This window comes from Streptomyces sp. NPDC001787, assembly GCF_040297465.1.
Taxonomy (GTDB): Bacteria; Actinomycetota; Actinomycetes; order Streptomycetales; family Streptomycetaceae; genus Streptomyces.
Window position 1 is genome coordinate 48,517 of sequence record NZ_JBEOZE010000026.1, and the last position, 15,292, is coordinate 63,808.

Consider the following 15,292-nt stretch of genomic DNA (forward strand, 5'->3'; position numbering starts at 1 on the left):
ACCCGTTCAGCCCAAGATAGGTTGGTCTGTATGCGTGCAGTGGTACAGAGAGTGGACGGCGCGAGCGTCTCCGTGGCAGGCGCCGCGGACGGCTCGTCGGAGACCGGAATCGTCGGCGAGATCGTCGGCGAAGGACTGTGTGTGCTGGTCGGGGTCACCCACGGGGACACACCCGAGAAGGCGGCGCAGCTCGCCCGCAAGCTCTGGTCGGTGCGCATCCTGGAGGGCGAGAAGTCCTGTTCGGATGTGAATGCCCCCCTCCTGGTGATTTCGCAGTTCACTCTCTACGGGGACGCCCGGAAGGGCCGCCGGCCCACCTGGAACGCCGCCGCGCCCGGCGAGATCGCCGAACCGCTGGTCGATGAGGTCGTGGCGCAGCTGCGGGCGCTCGGCGCACAGGTGGAGACGGGCCGGTTCGGTGCGGACATGCGCGTCTCGCTCACGAACCACGGGCCGTTCACCGTACTGATCGAGGTGTGACCGCGCGGGACGGCACGGCACGGCACGGCACGGATCAGTACGGCTCGGCCCGCCTCGGGGAACTACGGCTCGACGACCGTCTCCTGGGCCGCCGCCGTGTCCCCCGCGATCAGCTCCGCGTCCACCGCCACGTTCCGCTTCACCAGTGCCAGGGCGATCGGCCCCAGCTCGTGGTGCCGGGCCGAGGTGGTGATGAAGCCGAGCTGCCGGCCCTCCGCCCCGTCGGCCGCCAGCCGCACCGGCGTACCGTGTCCGGGCAGGTGCACCTCGCTGCCGTCCAGATGCAGGAAGACCAGCCGGCGCGGGGGCTTGCCCAGGTTCTGCACGCGGGCGACGGTCTCCTGGCCCCGGTAGCAGCCCTTCTGGAGGTGGACGGCGGAGCCGATCCAGCCCAGCTCGTGCGGGATGGTGCGGTGGTCGGTCTCGAAGCCGACGCGCGGACGGTGCGCCTCGACGCGCAGTGCCTCGTACGCCAGGATGCCCGCGACCGGGCCGTGGGCGGCGGCGTACTCCTCCAGCTCGGCACGGGGCAGGAACAGGTCCCGGCCGTGCGGGGTCTCCCGTACGGCGATGCCCTCGGGCGCCGGGGCGATGGAGCCGGCCGGCAGATGGACGACGGCGATGTCGTCGGTACGGTCGGCGACCTCGACCCGGTAGAAGAACTTCATCGAGTCCAGATAGGCGATGAGCTCGCCCTGCGTCTCCGGCTCGACGTGCATCCAGACCCGCTCGCCGTCGTCGACCAGGTACATCGCGTGCTCGATGTGCCCGTTCGAGGTCAGGATCAGCGCCTCGGTGGCCTGGCCGGGGGCGAGCTCGCTGACGTGCTGGGTGAGCAGCAGGTGCAGCCAGGCCAGCCGGTCGTCGCCGCTGACGGTGACGACACCCCGGTGCGACAGGTCGACGAGACCGCTGCCGTCGGCCAGGGCTCGTTGTTCGCGGAACAGATCGCCGTAGTGCGCGGCGACACCTTCGTCGCGGCCCTCGGCGGGGACGGCGCCGGGCAGGGACAGCAGGGGGCTCTTCATGCGCCCAGCCTACGACCCGGCGGCTCAAAGCCGCCTTCGGCCTTGAGCCCTAGGCCTTCTCGGCCCTGCCGGGCCCGTCGGCGTTCCCGGGCTTCTGTTCCGCCGCCCGCTTCGCCTTCGCCGCGCAGCCGTCGCAGCGGCCGAAGATCGCGAAGTGCTTCATGTCCGTCTCGAAGCCGAAGGTGTCCCTGAGCTTCGCGGTGAATTCGGCGACGACGTCGACATCCGCCTCGATGACGTCCGCGCAGTCCCGGCAGACCAGGTGGATGTGGTGGTGGCGGTCGGCCAGGTGGTACGTCGGGGCGCCGTGCCCGAGGTGGGCGTGGCTGACCAGCCCGAGCTCCTCCAGGAGCTCAAGGGTCCGGTACACGGTGGAGATGTTCACGCCCGACGCGGTCCGGCGCACCTCGCAGAGGATGTCGTCGGGCGTCGCGTGCTCCAGCGTGTCGACGGCCTCCAGGACAAGCTGGCGCTGAGGCGTCAGCCGGTAGCCACGCTGCCGAAGATCGGTCTTCCAGTCGGTGCTCACCACACGGCCAGTGTAGGTCGGGACGGGCACCTGCCCGCAGCCCCGGGAACCGACGGCCTCGGGAACTGCCGGCCCGGGACCGTCGAACTCGGGAACTGCCGGCCCCGGTACCGCCGGCCCCGGAACGAACGGCCCCCGGGACTACTTGAAGAACGCGATGCCGTCGTCCGGCATGTCCTCAAGGTTCCGCGCCATCTCGGCGACCTCTTCCGGCGTGACGACCTTCTTCAGGTGCGCCGACATGTAGGGGCGCAGCTCGACCTCGGGGGTCGCCTTCTCGCCGACCCACATCAGGTCGCTCTTGACATACCCGTAGAGCCGCTTCCCGCCGCTGTACGGGCCGGAGGCCGCCGTCCGGGCCACCGCGTCGGTGACCAGGTCGATCTGCGGCTTCTGGTCGGCCAGCTCGCCGTACCAGATCTCGACGATGCCCTGGTCGCGGACCATGACGACCTCGACCTTGCGGTCCTTGTCGATGCGCCAGTAGCCGGACTCGGTCTCCAGCGGCCGGACCTGGTTGCCCTCGTCGTCGAGCACCCAGGTGTGCGAGACGTACTCCAGGAAGTCCCGGCCGTCGTGGCTGAAGGTGACCTCCTGGCCGAAGTTGCACTTCTCGGCGCCGGGGAAGTCGGAAACCCCCGCGCCCGCCCAGTTGCCCAGGAGGAAGGCCAGCGGAACGAGGTCCGGGTGGAGGTCGGACGGAATCGAGATCATGGGCGTCTCAGACGATCTGTGAGGGAGCGGCGGAGTTCGACGAGGGTCAGCGCTGGCCCTGGTACAGCTTCTTCACGGTCACACCGGCGAAGGCGAGCACACCGACGCAGACCAGGACCAGCAGGGCGGAGAAGAATGCCTCAAGCACGGGGGCTCCTCGGAACGAGCGATATACGGCAGTACAGGGCCGTCCCCCAGCCTAATGGGTAGGGGACCGGCCCTCTCGTTCAGGTCCTCGGCCGGGCGGCTGGTTCCGGAGTGCCGGCGTCCGCTGGAACGGGACGTGCGCCGTCCCCTTCCTTCCCGCCCCGCCGGATGTGGATGAACCACCCCCCGGCCACCGGGGGGTGGTCGCACGCCCTCCGATTACAGTGCGGCGTATGCCGAAGAAGCTTGTGATCAAGGTGACCGCAGGGGCCGAATCCGCCGAGCGCTGCTCCCAGGCCTTCACCGTGGCGGCCGTGGCCGTCGCCAGTGGTGTGGAGGTCTCGCTGTGGCTGACCGGGGAGTCCTCGTGGTTCGCCGTGCCCGGTCGCGCCGCAGAGTTCGAGCTGCCGCACGCCGCGCCGCTCCCCGACCTGCTCGACTCGATCCTGGCGGGCGGGCGCATCACGCTCTGCACCCAGTGCGCGGCGCGGCGCGACCTCACCGAGAAGGACCTGCTGGAGGGCGTACGGATCGCGGGCGCCCAGGTCTTCGTACAGGAGGCCATGGCCGACGACACCCAGGCCCTCGTCTACTGAGGGGCCCCCGTCCGCCGCAAGGCGCTCCTACCGGCGGCGCTTCTTGCCGTCGAGCTCGTCCCACCACTCGTCGGACTTCGGGTCGCCGGACGGATCGTCCCACCAACGGTCCTCCGGGCCGCGCCGGTTCGCGACCATCGCCGCGATCGGCGGGATGACCATGGCGACGAAGCACATCCCGATGGCGACCGGCATCGACCAGAGGCGTACGACGGCCCAGGCGGAGACGAAGAGGACGATGCATCCGCCCATCATCAGGAAATAGCCGCGACGGCGCCGGGCGTACATACCTCCAGCGTAGGTCCGGTTCCGTGCGCGGCCCAGAGCGTGTGCGCGGCCGTACGCGGAGCGGGTACGGGCCGGTGGCCCGGGTAACGGCCACCGGACGGCGCGAAGGGCCGCACCCCTGCTCAGGTGGCGTCCAACCCCCTGGGGTGCGGCCCTTCGGCCGGTCCTGCGTCGCGCGTTGCACGGCGCGCGTGCGTGCGTCGCGCGGCGTGCGCGGCGCGTCCGCCGGAACTAGACGGCGATCGCGACCTCGGAGAGGCCACCGGTCTGCGCCACGACCGTACGGTCGGCGCTGCCGCCCGGGACCAGGGCGCGAAGCGTCCAGGTGCCCTCGGCCGCGTAGAAGCGGAACTGCCCGGTCGCCGAGGTCGGGACCTCGGCGGTGAACTCGCCGGTCGAGTCCAGCAGACGGACGTAGCCGGTGACGGGCTCGCCGTCACGGGTCACGCTGCCCTGGATGGTGGTCTCACCGGGCTTGATCGTCGAAGCGTCGGGGCCGCCGGCCTGTGCTCCACACATGGTGTTCTGTCCTTCTGGTCGAAGTCCTGCTGATCGGTCGAGCGGTCCCGCGCAAACGCGTGTCGCGGAACTGCGCTGCGGTACTACTTGGCGGCGCCGAGCTCGATCGGCACGCCGACGAGGGAGCCGTACTCGGTCCACGAACCGTCGTAGTTCTTGACGTTCTCCTGGCCGAGCAGCTCGTGCAGCACGAACCAGGTGAGCGCGGAGCGCTCACCGATGCGGCAGTACGCGATGGTGTCCTTCGCCAGGTCGACCTTCTCGGCCTCGTAGAGGGCCTTGAGCTCGTCGTCCGACTTGAAGGTGCCGTCGTCGTTGGCGTTCTTCGACCACGGGATGTTGCGGGCGCTCGGCACGTGGCCGGGGCGCTGCGACTGCTCCTGCGGGAGGTGGGCCGGGGCGAGCAGCTTGCCGCTGAACTCGTCGGGCGACCGCACGTCGACCAGGTTCAGGCTGCCGATGGCCGCCACGACGTCGTCGCGGTAGGCGCGGATCGACTCGTCCTGCGGCTTGGCCTTGTACGAGGTGGCCGGGCGGGCCGGAACGGCGTCGACCAGGTCGCGGGAGTCGAGCTCCCACTTCTTGCGGCCGCCGTCGAGGAGCTTGACGTTCTCGTGGCCGTACAGCTTGAAGTACCAGTACGCGTACGAGGCGAACCAGTTGTTGTTGCCGCCGTACAGGACGACGAGCGTGTCGTTCGCGATGCCCTTCTCGGACAGGAGCTTCTCGAAGCCGGCCTGGTCGACGAAGTCACGGCGGACCGGGTCCTGGAGGTCCTTGGTCCAGTCGATCCGGATCGCGTTCCTGATGTGGTTCTTCTCGTAGGCCGAGGTGTCCTCGTCGACCTCGACGATGGCGACCTTCGGGTCGTCGATGTGGGCCTCGACCCAGTCGGCGTCTACCAGGACGTCACTGCGGCTCATGTGTTCTCCTCCGGGGCAGTCTGCGGCGGGGTGGTGCGGAGTGCGGGCGCGGGGTGTACGCGCAGATGCGCGGAGCGGGGCGCGTACGGGGCACTGGCTCGGCCCTGACGTCGGTCCGAGGGCCGGGGAAGCGGAACGCTGAAGACGTCCCGCTCAGAAGGTGCGACAGAGCATGGCGGCGACGCGGCACAGGTCTACTGCCCGCCGCTTCGTGAGATCCGCCTGTCGCTTCATGTGTCCGATCGTAGGGAGGTACGGGCGGAGATGTCACCGTCGTGTCGAATTATGAGACGGGATCGTCCGCGATACGAGACGTCGGAGCGATGACCGATGGCCTGGGACGGGGTGCCGACGACGCGGGTGCCGGGTTCATCTGAGGACCGGACGTGACCGTCTCAGTATCTGGATCGGGGATGGGGATCGGGGTTCCGCGACAGGGATCCGGGACCGGGGATCCGCGTCAGGGACCGGGGATCAGCGACCGGCGACCGGAGATCCGCGTCAGGGATGCGTCGGGGCCGGGGTGCGCACCGCCGTCGCCCCGCGCCGGAGGACGGCGGTGCCCCGCCGCCTCCCGGACCACTCTCCCGCCGTCCTCCGGCGCGGGCCCCGCCGTCCTCCGGCGCGGGGCCGTGTCAGCCGGCGAGAGCCACGTTCGAACCGGTCACCGAGATCTCCAGGCCGTCGGGGGTGACCTCGATCTTCTCCAGCTTCAGACCGTCCGGCAGGCCGCCGATGTTCCGCTCGAAGTCGGTCTTGCCGCGCACGATGTCCTCCAGGCCGGGGATGCCCTCGCCCGGGACCTTGTCCGCGTGCACCCGGATGGTCCGGCCGTCGACGAGGGTGACGGTGGAGAGCACGCTGCGCGAGAGGGGACGGCCGAGGACGTCGACCGTGCCGGTGACCTTCACCTTGCCCTTGCCGCCGTACTCGACGGCGACACCCTCGTTGGCCGCGGAGGTCAGGTCCTGATAGCTGACGACGGCCGTGCCCGTGGCACGGGCGGCCGTCGCGCTGGAGTAGCCGGGGCCGATCCTCACATCGTGCAGCTGGGCCCGCATCTCACTGATCCGGATCACCCGGCCGCCCGCGCTGGTGGTGATGCCCTTGAGGCCGACATCCACCCGGTCGAGCCGCGAATCGGCGATCTGCGTCAGAAACGGGAAACCCTTGATCGAGACGTCCGTGGAACCCGCGCTGCCCCCGCTGATCCTGACCCGGCCCTCGGCCTCCGACTCCGCGAAGTACACCGCGGCACGGTCGACGGCGACGAAGACGCCGCCCAGCACCACCAGGACGATCAGCAGTATTCGCAGTGCTCGCATGCCCGTTGCTCCCCCACCCTGACCCGACCGGGCCCCCGTGGGGCCCGACCGGCCCCCTGGGCCCGTGAGCCTACTGCGGCCGCACGGGACACCCGGGGTGATCGACGATCAGAAACCCCCGGCCGGTTCCCGCTTCGGGCCTCAGCCGATCACACGGCCGATCAGATACACGGCGGGAGCGGCGGCGGTGAGCGGCAGCGCCACTCCGGCCGTCATGTGGACGAACCGGGACGGGTAGTCATAGCTCGCCACCCGCAGACCGATCAGCGCGCAGACGCCCGCCGCGAGCCCGAGGAGCGCGCCCTTCGCCCCGAAGTCCGTGAAGCCGCCCAGCACGGCACCGGCCCCCGCGGCGGCGAGCAGCGCCATCACGGCCGACGCCGCACCGGGCAGCGGCAGCGCCCTGACGAGCACCGCGGCCGCGACCGCCACCCCGCCCACCGTCACGGCGTCCGGGACGGCCGCCAGATGCCCGCCGGCGAGCACGGCGAGGGCGGCCGACACGAGCGTGGCCATCAGCCCGTACATCCGCTCGTCGGCCCCCGCGTGGCTGCGCAGTTGCAGGACGACCGTGAGCAGCACCCAGATGCCCAGGGTGCCCAGGAGCGCGCCGGGGCCGTTCTCCCGGCCCGCCGCGAGCAGGGCCACATCGGCGGCGAGCCCGCCGGCGAAGGCGAGCGCGATGCCCTGGCGGGCCGGCCACATGCCGTTGAGCCGGAACCATCCGGCGGCCGTCACGGCCTGGAGCAGCACCAGGGGGACGAGCAGGGCGTACGGACCGATCGCGGCACCGAGGGAGAGCAGCAGGCCGAGCCCCGCCGTGATCGCCGCGGGCTGCATGCCCGGCGCGATGATCGGCGAGCGCCCCTCGGCGCGGGCCCGCTGGGCATCGGTGATCCGGCTGTTGCCGAGGGTGGTGGGCGCGCTGAACCCGGAGGCGTCGAGCGCCGCCGAGGACGCGGCAGCCGGTGCGGGGGCGGGCGCCGGTGAGGACGCCGTACGGGAGGCGTCCGGCACCTCGGGCGGCAGCGGATACGAGCCCGAGGCGCCCCGCGGCGGCGGATACGCGGCATCGGCGGCGTACGGCGCCGGGGCCGCGGCCTGGTGCCGCACGGGCTGCTGGTGTGCCGGGTACTGGACCTGGGGCTGCACGGGCTGCTGGTGTGCCGGGTACTGGACCTGGGGCTGGACAGGCTGCTGGGGCTGCACGGGCTGCTGCACCGGCTGGATCGTCGGCTGGTACTGGGTGTCCCAGGTCGGCGCCTGCCAGGTCTGCGTCGCTCCCTGTTCGAAGGCCCCCGGCTCCGACTGCCCCGTCGGCCAGGAGGAGGAGGCGGCGTCGTCGTACGGGGCGGCCTGGTCGCCGTACGGCTGCTGCGGCTGCCCGTGGGCGGGGTCGCCGTACGCCGGAGCACCGTAGGACTGGCCGTCGTACCGCTGAGGCTGCTGCCCCGTGTACGACTGGCCGTAGGCCTGGTCCCCGTAGGACTGGCCGTACGACTGCTCCCCGTAGGCCTGTTCCCCGTACGGCTGCTGCCCGTACGGCTGCTCACCGTACGGCTGCGGATACTGCTGATCGCTGTTGCTACTGCTGCTGCTGCTCATGGTGTGCGGTTCACCCTCCTGCAAACGGCGGGAGCACCTCGACCGTGCCGCCCTCGGCAAGCCGTACGGTCTCATGGCCGCGGGTCCCGACGGGGTCACCGTCGATCAGGAACGAACACCTTTGCAGTACGCGGGTCAGCTCACCGGGGTGCCGTTCGCGCACCGTGGCGAGTGCCTCGGCGAGTGTCGCCGCCGCGTACGGTTCCTCCGCCGTCCCCGCGGCTGCCTTGGCCGCAGCCCAGTAACGGATCGTCCCCGTCGCCATGGCGCCACCCCTTTCGTCGTGCGTCAGCTGTCCATGATGGGTCACGCCACGGCCGCCCAGTCCGCGATGCGGGTGAGCAGGGTCTCGTCGGACGCGTTCTCCGCGTGCCCCATCCCCCGCTCCAGCCACAGGTCCGCGCCGCCCTCCCCGGCGGCCTCGGCGAGCATCCGCGGGTGGTCGAGCGGGAAGTACGGGTCCTGGTCGCCGTGCACGATCAGCAGCGGGGCGGGCGCGATCAGCGGGACCGCGCCGACCGGGGAGAGCGGTACGGGGTCCCAGTTTTCGTCGGCGATACGGGTGCGGAAGCCGTACCGGCCCACGAGCCTGCCCGTGGGCCGGGTGACCACCCAGTGCAGGCGGCGCATCGGGGCCGTACCCCGGTAGTACCAGCGCGCGGGGGCACTCACCGCGACCACCGCGTCGGTGTGCGCCTCTGTGTGCCCCTCAAGCGCTGGTGCCTGACGCTCCGCCGCTCGAACAGCCGTACTGCCGCGTATCAGATTCTGGACGGAATCCCGGGGCGAATCCCGGACGGATTCCCCGGCCGGATCCGCCGTATACAGAGCACCGTGCCGGAGCACCACGGAGCCGCCCATGGAGAACCCGACCGTGATGATCCGCCGATGCCCCAGCGAGCGCGCCCAGGCCACCGCTGCGGCCAGATCCAGCACCTCGCGATCACCCACGGTCGAGCGTCCGCCGGACCTTCCATGGCCCCGGAAAGAGAACGTGATCACGGCCGCACGCTGGGAGAACACCCGTGCCACCCGGCGCACGGCCGGGCGGTCCAGATGGCCGGTGAACCCGTGTGCGACGACCATTGCGGTATCGGTCCGCGCGCCGTTCCCGGCCCTGCTCCCGGCCCCGCTCCCCGCCGCCCCGGCACCGGCCGTACACGGTTCGTACACCGCGTCGACGGGGACCCCGTCATCGGTCAGCAATGTGGCGCGAAGGGGGTCCGGCGTGAGGAAGGAAACAGAAGAACTCGGGAATCGGCCCTCGGACACAGAACTCATGTGGGCTATTCTGCTGCGAACAGGATCCGGGCAAAGCAGCCCCCGGGTCCTTTTGTGCTTTCCGCGTGTTGTTACGGAGACGTTTCGACAAGCTCAGCGGTCCCAGGGCGCGGGACCGTGTTCGTAAAGCCGCATGACCGTACGAAGCAGTGCCGCATACTCCCCCGGGTCCGACCCGGGAGTGCCCCTCTCGCAGGGAACGAGGAGGACCGACGTAATGGGCGAGCGAACCGTGCAAGACGATCGACCGACTGACCAGGCAGGTGGGCGGCGATGAGTTCTCTGCTGCTTCTCACGAACGCACTCCAGCCGTCGACGGAGGTGCTCCCCGCCCTCGGCCTTCTGCTGCACAGCGTGCGGGTGGCCCCCGCCGAGGGCCCCGCTCTCATCGACACCCCCGGTGCCGATGTCATCCTCATCGACGGGCGCCGCGACCTTCCGCAGGTTCGGTCGCTCTGTCAGCTGCTGCGGTCCACCGGACCCGGCTGTCCGCTGATCCTCGTGGTCACGGAGGGCGGTCTCGCCGCCGTCACCGCCGACTGGGGCATCGACGACGTCCTGCTGGACACGGCCGGCCCGGCGGAGGTCGAGGCACGGCTGCGGCTGGCCACCGGACGGCAGCAGATCACCTCCGACGACTCCCCGATGGAGATCCGCAACGGGGACCTCTCGGTCGACGAGGCGACGTACAGCGCCAAGCTGAAGGGCCGGGTCCTGGACCTGACCTTCAAGGAATTCGAACTGCTCAAGTACCTCGCACAGCACCCGGGCCGCGTCTTCACCCGCGCCCAGCTGCTCCAGGAGGTCTGGGGGTACGACTACTTCGGCGGTACGCGGACCGTCGACGTCCATGTACGGCGGCTGCGCGCCAAGCTCGGCCCCGAGCACGAGTCGCTGATCGGCACCGTGCGCAATGTCGGCTACCGCTTCGTCGCCCCGGAGAAGGTGGAGCGGGCCGCCGCCGAGGAGGCGAAGGCCCAGGAGGCGAAGGACCGGGCGGCGAGGATCCGGGCGGCGGTATCGGATGCCGACGGACCCGTAACCCGTTCGGAGCAGTCCCACGATTCCGGGGCCGCGAAAGAAGCCCCGGTCCGAGCTGCCAAGAGGTAGGTCCATCCGCGTAGACTGCCGCGCGTGGCCAAGGTGACGCGGGACGATGTGGCGAGACTGGCGGGGACGTCGACCGCGGTCGTCAGCTACGTCATCAACAACGGACCCAGGCCGGTCGCCCCGGCCACGCGCGAGCGGGTACTCGCAGCGATCAAGGAGCTGGGCTACCGGCCCGACCGGGTCGCCCAGGCGATGGCCTCGCGGCGGACCGACCTCATAGGCATGATCGTGCCGGACGCGCGCCAGCCGTTCTTCGCGGAGATGGCGCACGCGGTCGAGCAGGCCGCCGCCGAACGCGGGAAGATGGTCCTCGTCGGCAACTCCGACTACCGCGACGAGCGCGAGGTCCACTATCTGCGGGCCTTCCTCGGCATGCGCGTCTCCGGGCTGATCCTGGTCAGCCAGGGCCCCAGCGAGCGGGCCGCCGCCGAGATAGAGGCCTGGGACGCCCGTGTCGTCCTGCTCCACGAACGGCCCGAGGCGATCGACGACGTCGCGGTCGTCACGGACGACGTCGGCGGCGCACAGCTCGCCACGCGGCATCTGCTGGAGCACGGCAACGCGTACGTGGCCTGCCTCGGCGGCACCGAGTCGACACCGGCGGTCGGCGACCCGGTCGCCGACCACGTCGAGGGCTGGCGGCGGGCGATGCACGAGTCGGGGCGCTCGACGGAGGGCCGGCTGTTCCAGGCCCCGTACAACCGTTACGACGCCTACGAGGTGGCGCTCGGGCTGCTGTCCGGGCCCGACCGGCCCCCGGCGATCTTCTGCGCGACGGACGACCAGGCCATCGGGGTGCTGCGGGCGGCCCGTGAGCTGCGGATCGATGTGCCCGGGGAGCTGGCGGTCGCGGGCTTCGACGACGTGAAGGAAGCCGGTCTGACCGACCCGCCGCTGACGACCGTCCACTCCGACCGTCCGGCGATGGCGCGGGCGGCCGTGGACCTGGTGCTCGATGACTCGCTGCGGGTCTCGGGATCACGCCGGGAGCGGCTGAAGCAGTTCCCGTCGGCGCTGGTCGTGCGGCGCTCGTGCGGGTGCGGGGAGCCGGCGGCGGGAGTCCGCTGAGGCTGCGTCCCGGCGGGATCCCGCGCCGCGGTTGTCCGCGCCGCGGGAGTCCGCCGAGGCTGTCCGCACTGCGGAGGTCCGCACTCCGGAGGTCCGCCGAGGCTGTCCGCGCGCCGCGGTGACAGGGTGGCGCGCCGGCGTGCGCCCTGCGACCTTTATTTGGGACATACGAGGTTCTGCCGGGCTTCTCAGGACGTACTCAGCCTCTTCTCATGTTCGCTGGCCACTCTCGTAGACATGACCGAGAGCAACCGCCCGAGCGGCGAGTACCCGACGTACCACTCGTACCCCTCGTACGGCGACGGCGCGACGTCCTACCCGCCGCCGCCCTCCTACGAGCCGGGCGAGCCCGGCGGCGCACCCGGCGAGCCCGGCCCGCCGGGGCCGTCCGGGCGTGGCGCGCGCCGGGCGAGGCGGCCCATCGCGCTCCTGGCGGCGGTGGCGATCGTCGCGGGGGCGATCGGCGGCGGCAGCGCGGCTCTGATCGGGCAGCTCACCGACAGCGGGCCGAACGGCTCCGGCTCCACCGGCACCGTCAACGGCACCACCGTCTCGCAGAGCAGCGCGGGCACCGTCTCCGGCGTCGCGGCGGCCGTCTCCCCGGCGATCGTCGAGATCGGCGCGGCCTCGGCGGCGGGCCAGTCCACCGGCTCCGGTGTGGTCATCACCTCCGACGGCGAGATCATCACCAACAACCACGTCATCTCCGGCGCGTCCCGGATCGAGGTGACCCTCTCCACCGGCAGGACGTACACGGCCGATGTGGTCGGCACCGACGCCGACAAGGACCTCGCGCTCATCAAGCTCAACGGCGCGAGCGGGCTGAAGACGGCCACGCTCGGCGACTCCTCCTCGGTGAAGGTCGGCGACCAGGTCGTGGCGATCGGCTCCCCCGAGGGCCTGACCGGCACCGTCACCAGCGGCATCGTCTCCGCGCTCGACCGCGATGTCACCGTGGCCAAGGACGACGACTCCGGCGGCGGCCAGGGTCAGCAGCAGCGCGGCGGCACCGGCCAGTGGCCGTTCGAGTTCGGCGGACAGCAGTTCAACGGGGACACGGGCAGCTCGAAGACCACGTACAAGGCGCTCCAGACCGACGCCTCGCTCAACCCCGGCAACTCCGGCGGTGCGCTGATCAACATGAACGGCGAGATCATCGGCATCAACTCCGCGATGTACTCCCCGAGTTCGGCGAGCAGTGCGGGAAGCTCCGGCGCGGGCAGCGTGGGCCTCGGCTTCGCCATCCCGGTCGACACGGTCAAGGCCGACCTCGACACGCTGCGGGCGGGCAGCGGCTCCTGACGCGCTCCGCGTGCCGCGCCGCCCCGGTTACGCCGAACACCCCGGATGCCTCGTGCACCCCGGATACTTTCCTTATCAGGTACCGGACATTCCGGAGCCGGGCACCAGGTACCGCGCCAGGTACCGCGTCGGGCCGGAACGAACAGAGGACGAGCAGCGATGAGCCACGCCGAAGACGATCCGCAGCGCATCCTGATCGTCGACGACGAGCCCGCCGTGCGCGAGGCCCTGCAACGCAGCCTCGCGTTCGAGGGGTACGGCACCGAGGTCGCCGTGGACGGCTACGACGCGCTCGCCAGGGCGGAGGCGTACGCCCCCGACCTGATCGTGCTGGACATCCAGATGCCCCGGATGGACGGACTCACCGCCGCCCGCCGCATCAGGTCCACCGGCACCACCACGCCCATCCTCATGCTCACCGCCCGCGACACGGTCGGCGACCGGGTCACCGGCCTGGACGCGGGCGCCGACGACTACCTGGTCAAGCCCTTCGAACTGGACGAGCTCCTCGCCCGCATCCGGGCCCTGCTGCGCCGCAGCTCCTACGCCGCCGCGGCGGGCGCGGACGTCTCCGACGACGACGTCCTGGCCTTCGCCGACCTGCGGATGGACCTGGCCACCCGCGAGGTCACCCGCGGCACCCGCCGGGTCGAACTGACCCGTACCGAGTTCACGCTCCTGGAGATGTTCCTGGCCCACCCGCGCCAGGTGCTCACCCGGGAGCAGATCCTCAAGGCGGTCTGGGGCTTCGACTTCGAACCGAGCTCCAACTCCCTGGACGTGTACGTGATGTACCTGCGCCGCAAGACGGAAGCGGGCGGCGAACCTCGCCTGGTCCACACGGTACGGGGCGTGGGATACGCGCTGCGCTCCGGCGGCGGTGAGGGGTGACGGGCCTGGTACGCCGGTTCCGGGCGCTGCCGCTGCGTTCCCGGCTGGCGCTCCTGGTCGCGACGGCCGTGGCGGTGGCGGTGGCGGCGGTGGCGGCGGCGTGCTGGTTCGTGACGAAGGCCCAGCTGGAGAGCCAGCTCGACAACTCGCTGCGCAGCGCCAAGATGGACAACGACAAGATGCGGGACCTGCTGACCGCGTGCCTGAGCGGCGGAAAGCTGCCCGCCCAGGAGTTCCCGGGGCAGTACACCGTGCAGCTCGTCGCGTCGAACGGCACCTACTGCCCGGCCCCGAACACCACGCCCATCCCCGCCCAGCCCGGCGACATCGCCGTGGCGGCCGGACGGCTGCACGACATCCTGCACACGACGGAGAACGACGACGGCGCGGACATGCGCGTCTACACCAGCAAGCTGCCCGTGGTCGGGGCCGGCTCGGCGGGCGACCAGCTCGCCGTCTCCGTCGCCCGCCCGCTGAGCGAGGTCACCGCACCCCTCTCCACCCTCGCCTGGGTCCTCGTCGTCGTCTCCGGCATCGGCGTCCTCGGGGCGGGCGCGGCGGGGCTCTGGGTCGCCAGGTCCGGGCTGCGCCCGGTCGACGAGCTGACCGAGGCCGTGGAGCACGTGGCACGGACCGAGGACCTCACGGTGCGCATCCCGGTCGAGGGCGAGGACGAGATCGCCCGCCTGTCCCGCTCCTTCAACTCCATGACCGCCTCGCTCGCCACCTCCCGCGACCTCCAGGCCCGGCTGATCGCGGACGCGGGCCACGAGCTGCGGACACCGCTGACCTCGCTCCGTACGAACGTGGAACTGCTCGCCCGCAGCGACGAAACCGGCCGGGCGATCCCGCCGGGCGACCGCAAGGCCCTGATGACCTCGGTCAAGGCGCAGATGGCGGAGCTGGCGTCCCTCATCGGCGACCTCCAGGAACTGGCCCGCCCCGACGCCGCCCAGCCCGGCCGGCTCGAAGTGGTGGCCCTGCACGACATCACCCGCGCCGCCCTGCAACGGGCCAGGCTGCGCGGACCCGAGCTGACGATCACGGCGGAGCTGGCCCCCTGGTACGTACGGGCGGAACCGGCCGCCCTGGAGCGGGCGGTCGTCAACGTCCTGGACAACGCGGTGAAGTTCAGCCCGCCCCGCGCCACGATCGACGTGGTGCTGCACCGCGGCGAGCTGACCGTACGGGACCGGGGCCCCGGCATCCCCGCCGAGGAACTCCCCCACGTCTTCGAACGCTTCTGGCGCTCCCCCTCGGCCCGCCAGCTCCCGGGCTCGGGCCTGGGCCTGTCGATCGTGGCCCGCACGGTCCAGCAGGCGGGCGGCGAGATCACCCTGAGCCCGGCCCCGGACAACGGCCCCGGCACGGTCGCCTCCATCCGCCTGCCGGGCGCACCACAACCGCCTCCGGAGATCTGACCCGGAGGGCGGCTCAGGGGCGTCGGCTCAAGGGCGGCGACTCAGGGGCGTCGGCGGAGTTCGGC

General features: G+C 71.5%; 18 protein-coding genes. 7 read left to right on the forward strand and 11 right to left on the reverse strand.

The window, feature by feature from the left end:
- Window positions 1-30: 30 nt before the first annotated feature.
- On the forward strand, window positions 31-480 hold the full coding sequence (dtd, locus tag ABT170_RS29700; RefSeq protein ID WP_329942172.1) for a D-aminoacyl-tRNA deacylase: 450 nt from the start codon (window positions 31-33) through the stop codon (window positions 478-480).
- Between the two features lie 62 nt (window positions 481-542).
- Here dtd and ygfZ read toward each other — a convergent pair whose 3' ends face one another.
- The 3 genes from ygfZ to ABT170_RS29715 all read right to left on the reverse strand — a co-directional run bounded on the left by ygfZ (window position 543) and on the right by ABT170_RS29715 (window position 2,751).
- Entirely contained in the window at window positions 543-1,508 is a 966-nt protein-coding gene (gene ygfZ, locus ABT170_RS29705; RefSeq protein WP_351872452.1) for a CAF17-like 4Fe-4S cluster assembly/insertion protein YgfZ, read from the reverse strand.
- A gap of 49 nt (window positions 1,509-1,557) precedes the next feature.
- Window positions 1,558-2,040, reverse strand: a complete 483-nt coding sequence (locus ABT170_RS29710) for a Fur family transcriptional regulator (RefSeq protein WP_329942174.1) — start codon at window positions 2,038-2,040, stop codon at window positions 1,558-1,560.
- 138 nt (window positions 2,041-2,178) lie between these two features.
- A complete protein-coding gene (locus tag ABT170_RS29715; RefSeq protein ID WP_266932238.1) occupies window positions 2,179-2,751 on the reverse strand; it encodes a heme-binding beta-barrel domain-containing protein in 573 nt (190 codons plus the stop codon).
- A 380-nt stretch (window positions 2,752-3,131) separates the two neighbouring features.
- Between ABT170_RS29715 and ABT170_RS29720 the strand changes: the two genes are divergently transcribed.
- The gene (locus tag ABT170_RS29720) at window positions 3,132-3,494 is read left to right on the forward strand and encodes a DsrE family protein (RefSeq protein WP_329942175.1); all 363 of its coding nucleotides are present in this window, start codon (window positions 3,132-3,134) and stop codon (window positions 3,492-3,494) included.
- A 27-nt stretch (window positions 3,495-3,521) separates the two neighbouring features.
- On the opposite strand, the gene ABT170_RS29725 is transcribed toward ABT170_RS29720, so the two are convergent.
- The 8 genes from ABT170_RS29725 to ABT170_RS29760 all read right to left on the reverse strand — a co-directional run bounded on the left by ABT170_RS29725 (window position 3,522) and on the right by ABT170_RS29760 (window position 9,435).
- Window positions 3,522-3,782 carry a DUF3099 domain-containing protein gene (locus tag ABT170_RS29725; protein WP_329942176.1) on the reverse strand — a complete coding sequence of 87 codons (261 nt, stop codon included), beginning with the start codon at window positions 3,780-3,782 and terminating at the stop codon, window positions 3,522-3,524.
- Window positions 3,783-4,013: 231 nt separating this feature from the next.
- A complete protein-coding gene (locus tag ABT170_RS29730; protein WP_003968135.1) occupies window positions 4,014-4,301 on the reverse strand; it encodes a DUF1416 domain-containing protein in 288 nt (95 codons plus the stop codon).
- An 83-nt stretch (window positions 4,302-4,384) separates the two neighbouring features.
- Entirely contained in the window at window positions 4,385-5,224 is an 840-nt protein-coding gene (locus ABT170_RS29735; RefSeq protein WP_329942177.1) for a sulfurtransferase, read from the reverse strand.
- A 153-nt stretch (window positions 5,225-5,377) separates the two neighbouring features.
- Entirely contained in the window at window positions 5,378-5,458 is an 81-nt protein-coding gene (locus ABT170_RS29740; RefSeq protein ID WP_350310325.1) for a putative leader peptide, read from the reverse strand.
- A 401-nt stretch (window positions 5,459-5,859) separates the two neighbouring features.
- A complete protein-coding gene (locus ABT170_RS29745; RefSeq protein ID WP_329942178.1) occupies window positions 5,860-6,549 on the reverse strand; it encodes an LmeA family phospholipid-binding protein in 690 nt (229 codons plus the stop codon).
- Window positions 6,550-6,690: 141 nt separating this feature from the next.
- Entirely contained in the window at window positions 6,691-8,154 is a 1,464-nt protein-coding gene (locus ABT170_RS29750; protein ID WP_351872459.1) for a hypothetical protein, read from the reverse strand.
- A gap of 10 nt (window positions 8,155-8,164) precedes the next feature.
- The gene (locus tag ABT170_RS29755) at window positions 8,165-8,419 is read right to left on the reverse strand and encodes a MoaD/ThiS family protein (RefSeq protein ID WP_329942180.1); all 255 of its coding nucleotides are present in this window, start codon (window positions 8,417-8,419) and stop codon (window positions 8,165-8,167) included.
- A gap of 41 nt (window positions 8,420-8,460) precedes the next feature.
- Window positions 8,461-9,435: an alpha/beta hydrolase gene (locus ABT170_RS29760; RefSeq protein WP_351872462.1), complete on the reverse strand. Its 975-nt coding sequence runs from the start codon at window positions 9,433-9,435 to the stop codon at window positions 8,461-8,463.
- 273 nt (window positions 9,436-9,708) lie between these two features.
- Between ABT170_RS29760 and ABT170_RS29765 the strand changes: the two genes are divergently transcribed.
- The 5 genes from ABT170_RS29765 to ABT170_RS29785 all read left to right on the forward strand — a co-directional run bounded on the left by ABT170_RS29765 (window position 9,709) and on the right by ABT170_RS29785 (window position 15,227).
- Complete coding sequence (locus ABT170_RS29765) at window positions 9,709-10,545, forward strand: winged helix-turn-helix transcriptional regulator (protein WP_329942182.1); 837 nt, start codon at window positions 9,709-9,711, stop codon at window positions 10,543-10,545.
- A gap of 24 nt (window positions 10,546-10,569) precedes the next feature.
- Complete coding sequence (locus ABT170_RS29770) at window positions 10,570-11,613, forward strand: LacI family DNA-binding transcriptional regulator (protein ID WP_329942183.1); 1,044 nt, start codon at window positions 10,570-10,572, stop codon at window positions 11,611-11,613.
- A gap of 237 nt (window positions 11,614-11,850) precedes the next feature.
- A complete protein-coding gene (locus ABT170_RS29775) occupies window positions 11,851-12,915 on the forward strand; it encodes a S1C family serine protease (protein ID WP_351872466.1) in 1,065 nt (354 codons plus the stop codon).
- A gap of 159 nt (window positions 12,916-13,074) precedes the next feature.
- Window positions 13,075-13,806, forward strand: coding sequence for a response regulator transcription factor (locus ABT170_RS29780; protein ID WP_329942185.1), 732 nt, complete (start codon window positions 13,075-13,077; stop codon window positions 13,804-13,806).
- Window positions 13,803-15,227 (forward strand): HAMP domain-containing sensor histidine kinase, encoded by a 1,425-nt coding sequence (locus tag ABT170_RS29785; protein WP_351872469.1) that lies wholly within the window; start codon window positions 13,803-13,805, stop codon window positions 15,225-15,227. Before ABT170_RS29780 ends, ABT170_RS29785 begins: the two co-directional genes overlap by 4 nt.
- Window positions 15,228-15,292 lie beyond the last annotated feature (65 nt).

Coding starts and splice junctions, on each gene's coding strand:
- ABT170_RS29750 (WP_351872459.1), bottom strand. CDS start 8,154: ATGAGCAGCAGCAGCAGTAGCAACAGCGATCAGCAGTATCCGCAGCCG.
- ABT170_RS29755 (WP_329942180.1), bottom strand. CDS start 8,419: ATGGCGACGGGGACGATCCGTTACTGGGCTGCGGCCAAGGCAGCCGCG.
- ABT170_RS29740 (WP_350310325.1), bottom strand. CDS start 5,458: ATGAAGCGACAGGCGGATCTCACGAAGCGGCGGGCAGTAGACCTGTGC.
- ABT170_RS29780 (WP_329942185.1), top strand. CDS start 13,075: ATGAGCCACGCCGAAGACGATCCGCAGCGCATCCTGATCGTCGACGAC.
- dtd (WP_329942172.1), top strand. CDS start 31: ATGCGTGCAGTGGTACAGAGAGTGGACGGCGCGAGCGTCTCCGTGGCA.
- ABT170_RS29775 (WP_351872466.1), top strand. CDS start 11,851: ATGACCGAGAGCAACCGCCCGAGCGGCGAGTACCCGACGTACCACTCG.
- ABT170_RS29720 (WP_329942175.1), top strand. CDS start 3,132: ATGCCGAAGAAGCTTGTGATCAAGGTGACCGCAGGGGCCGAATCCGCC.
- ABT170_RS29760 (WP_351872462.1), bottom strand. CDS start 9,435: ATGAGTTCTGTGTCCGAGGGCCGATTCCCGAGTTCTTCTGTTTCCTTC.
- ABT170_RS29735 (WP_329942177.1), bottom strand. CDS start 5,224: ATGAGCCGCAGTGACGTCCTGGTAGACGCCGACTGGGTCGAGGCCCAC.
- ygfZ (WP_351872452.1), bottom strand. CDS start 1,508: ATGAAGAGCCCCCTGCTGTCCCTGCCCGGCGCCGTCCCCGCCGAGGGC.
- ABT170_RS29765 (WP_329942182.1), top strand. CDS start 9,709: ATGAGTTCTCTGCTGCTTCTCACGAACGCACTCCAGCCGTCGACGGAG.
- ABT170_RS29725 (WP_329942176.1), bottom strand. CDS start 3,782: ATGTACGCCCGGCGCCGTCGCGGCTATTTCCTGATGATGGGCGGATGC.
- ABT170_RS29745 (WP_329942178.1), bottom strand. CDS start 6,549: ATGCGAGCACTGCGAATACTGCTGATCGTCCTGGTGGTGCTGGGCGGC.
- ABT170_RS29715 (WP_266932238.1), bottom strand. CDS start 2,751: ATGATCTCGATTCCGTCCGACCTCCACCCGGACCTCGTTCCGCTGGCC.
- ABT170_RS29730 (WP_003968135.1), bottom strand. CDS start 4,301: ATGTGTGGAGCACAGGCCGGCGGCCCCGACGCTTCGACGATCAAGCCC.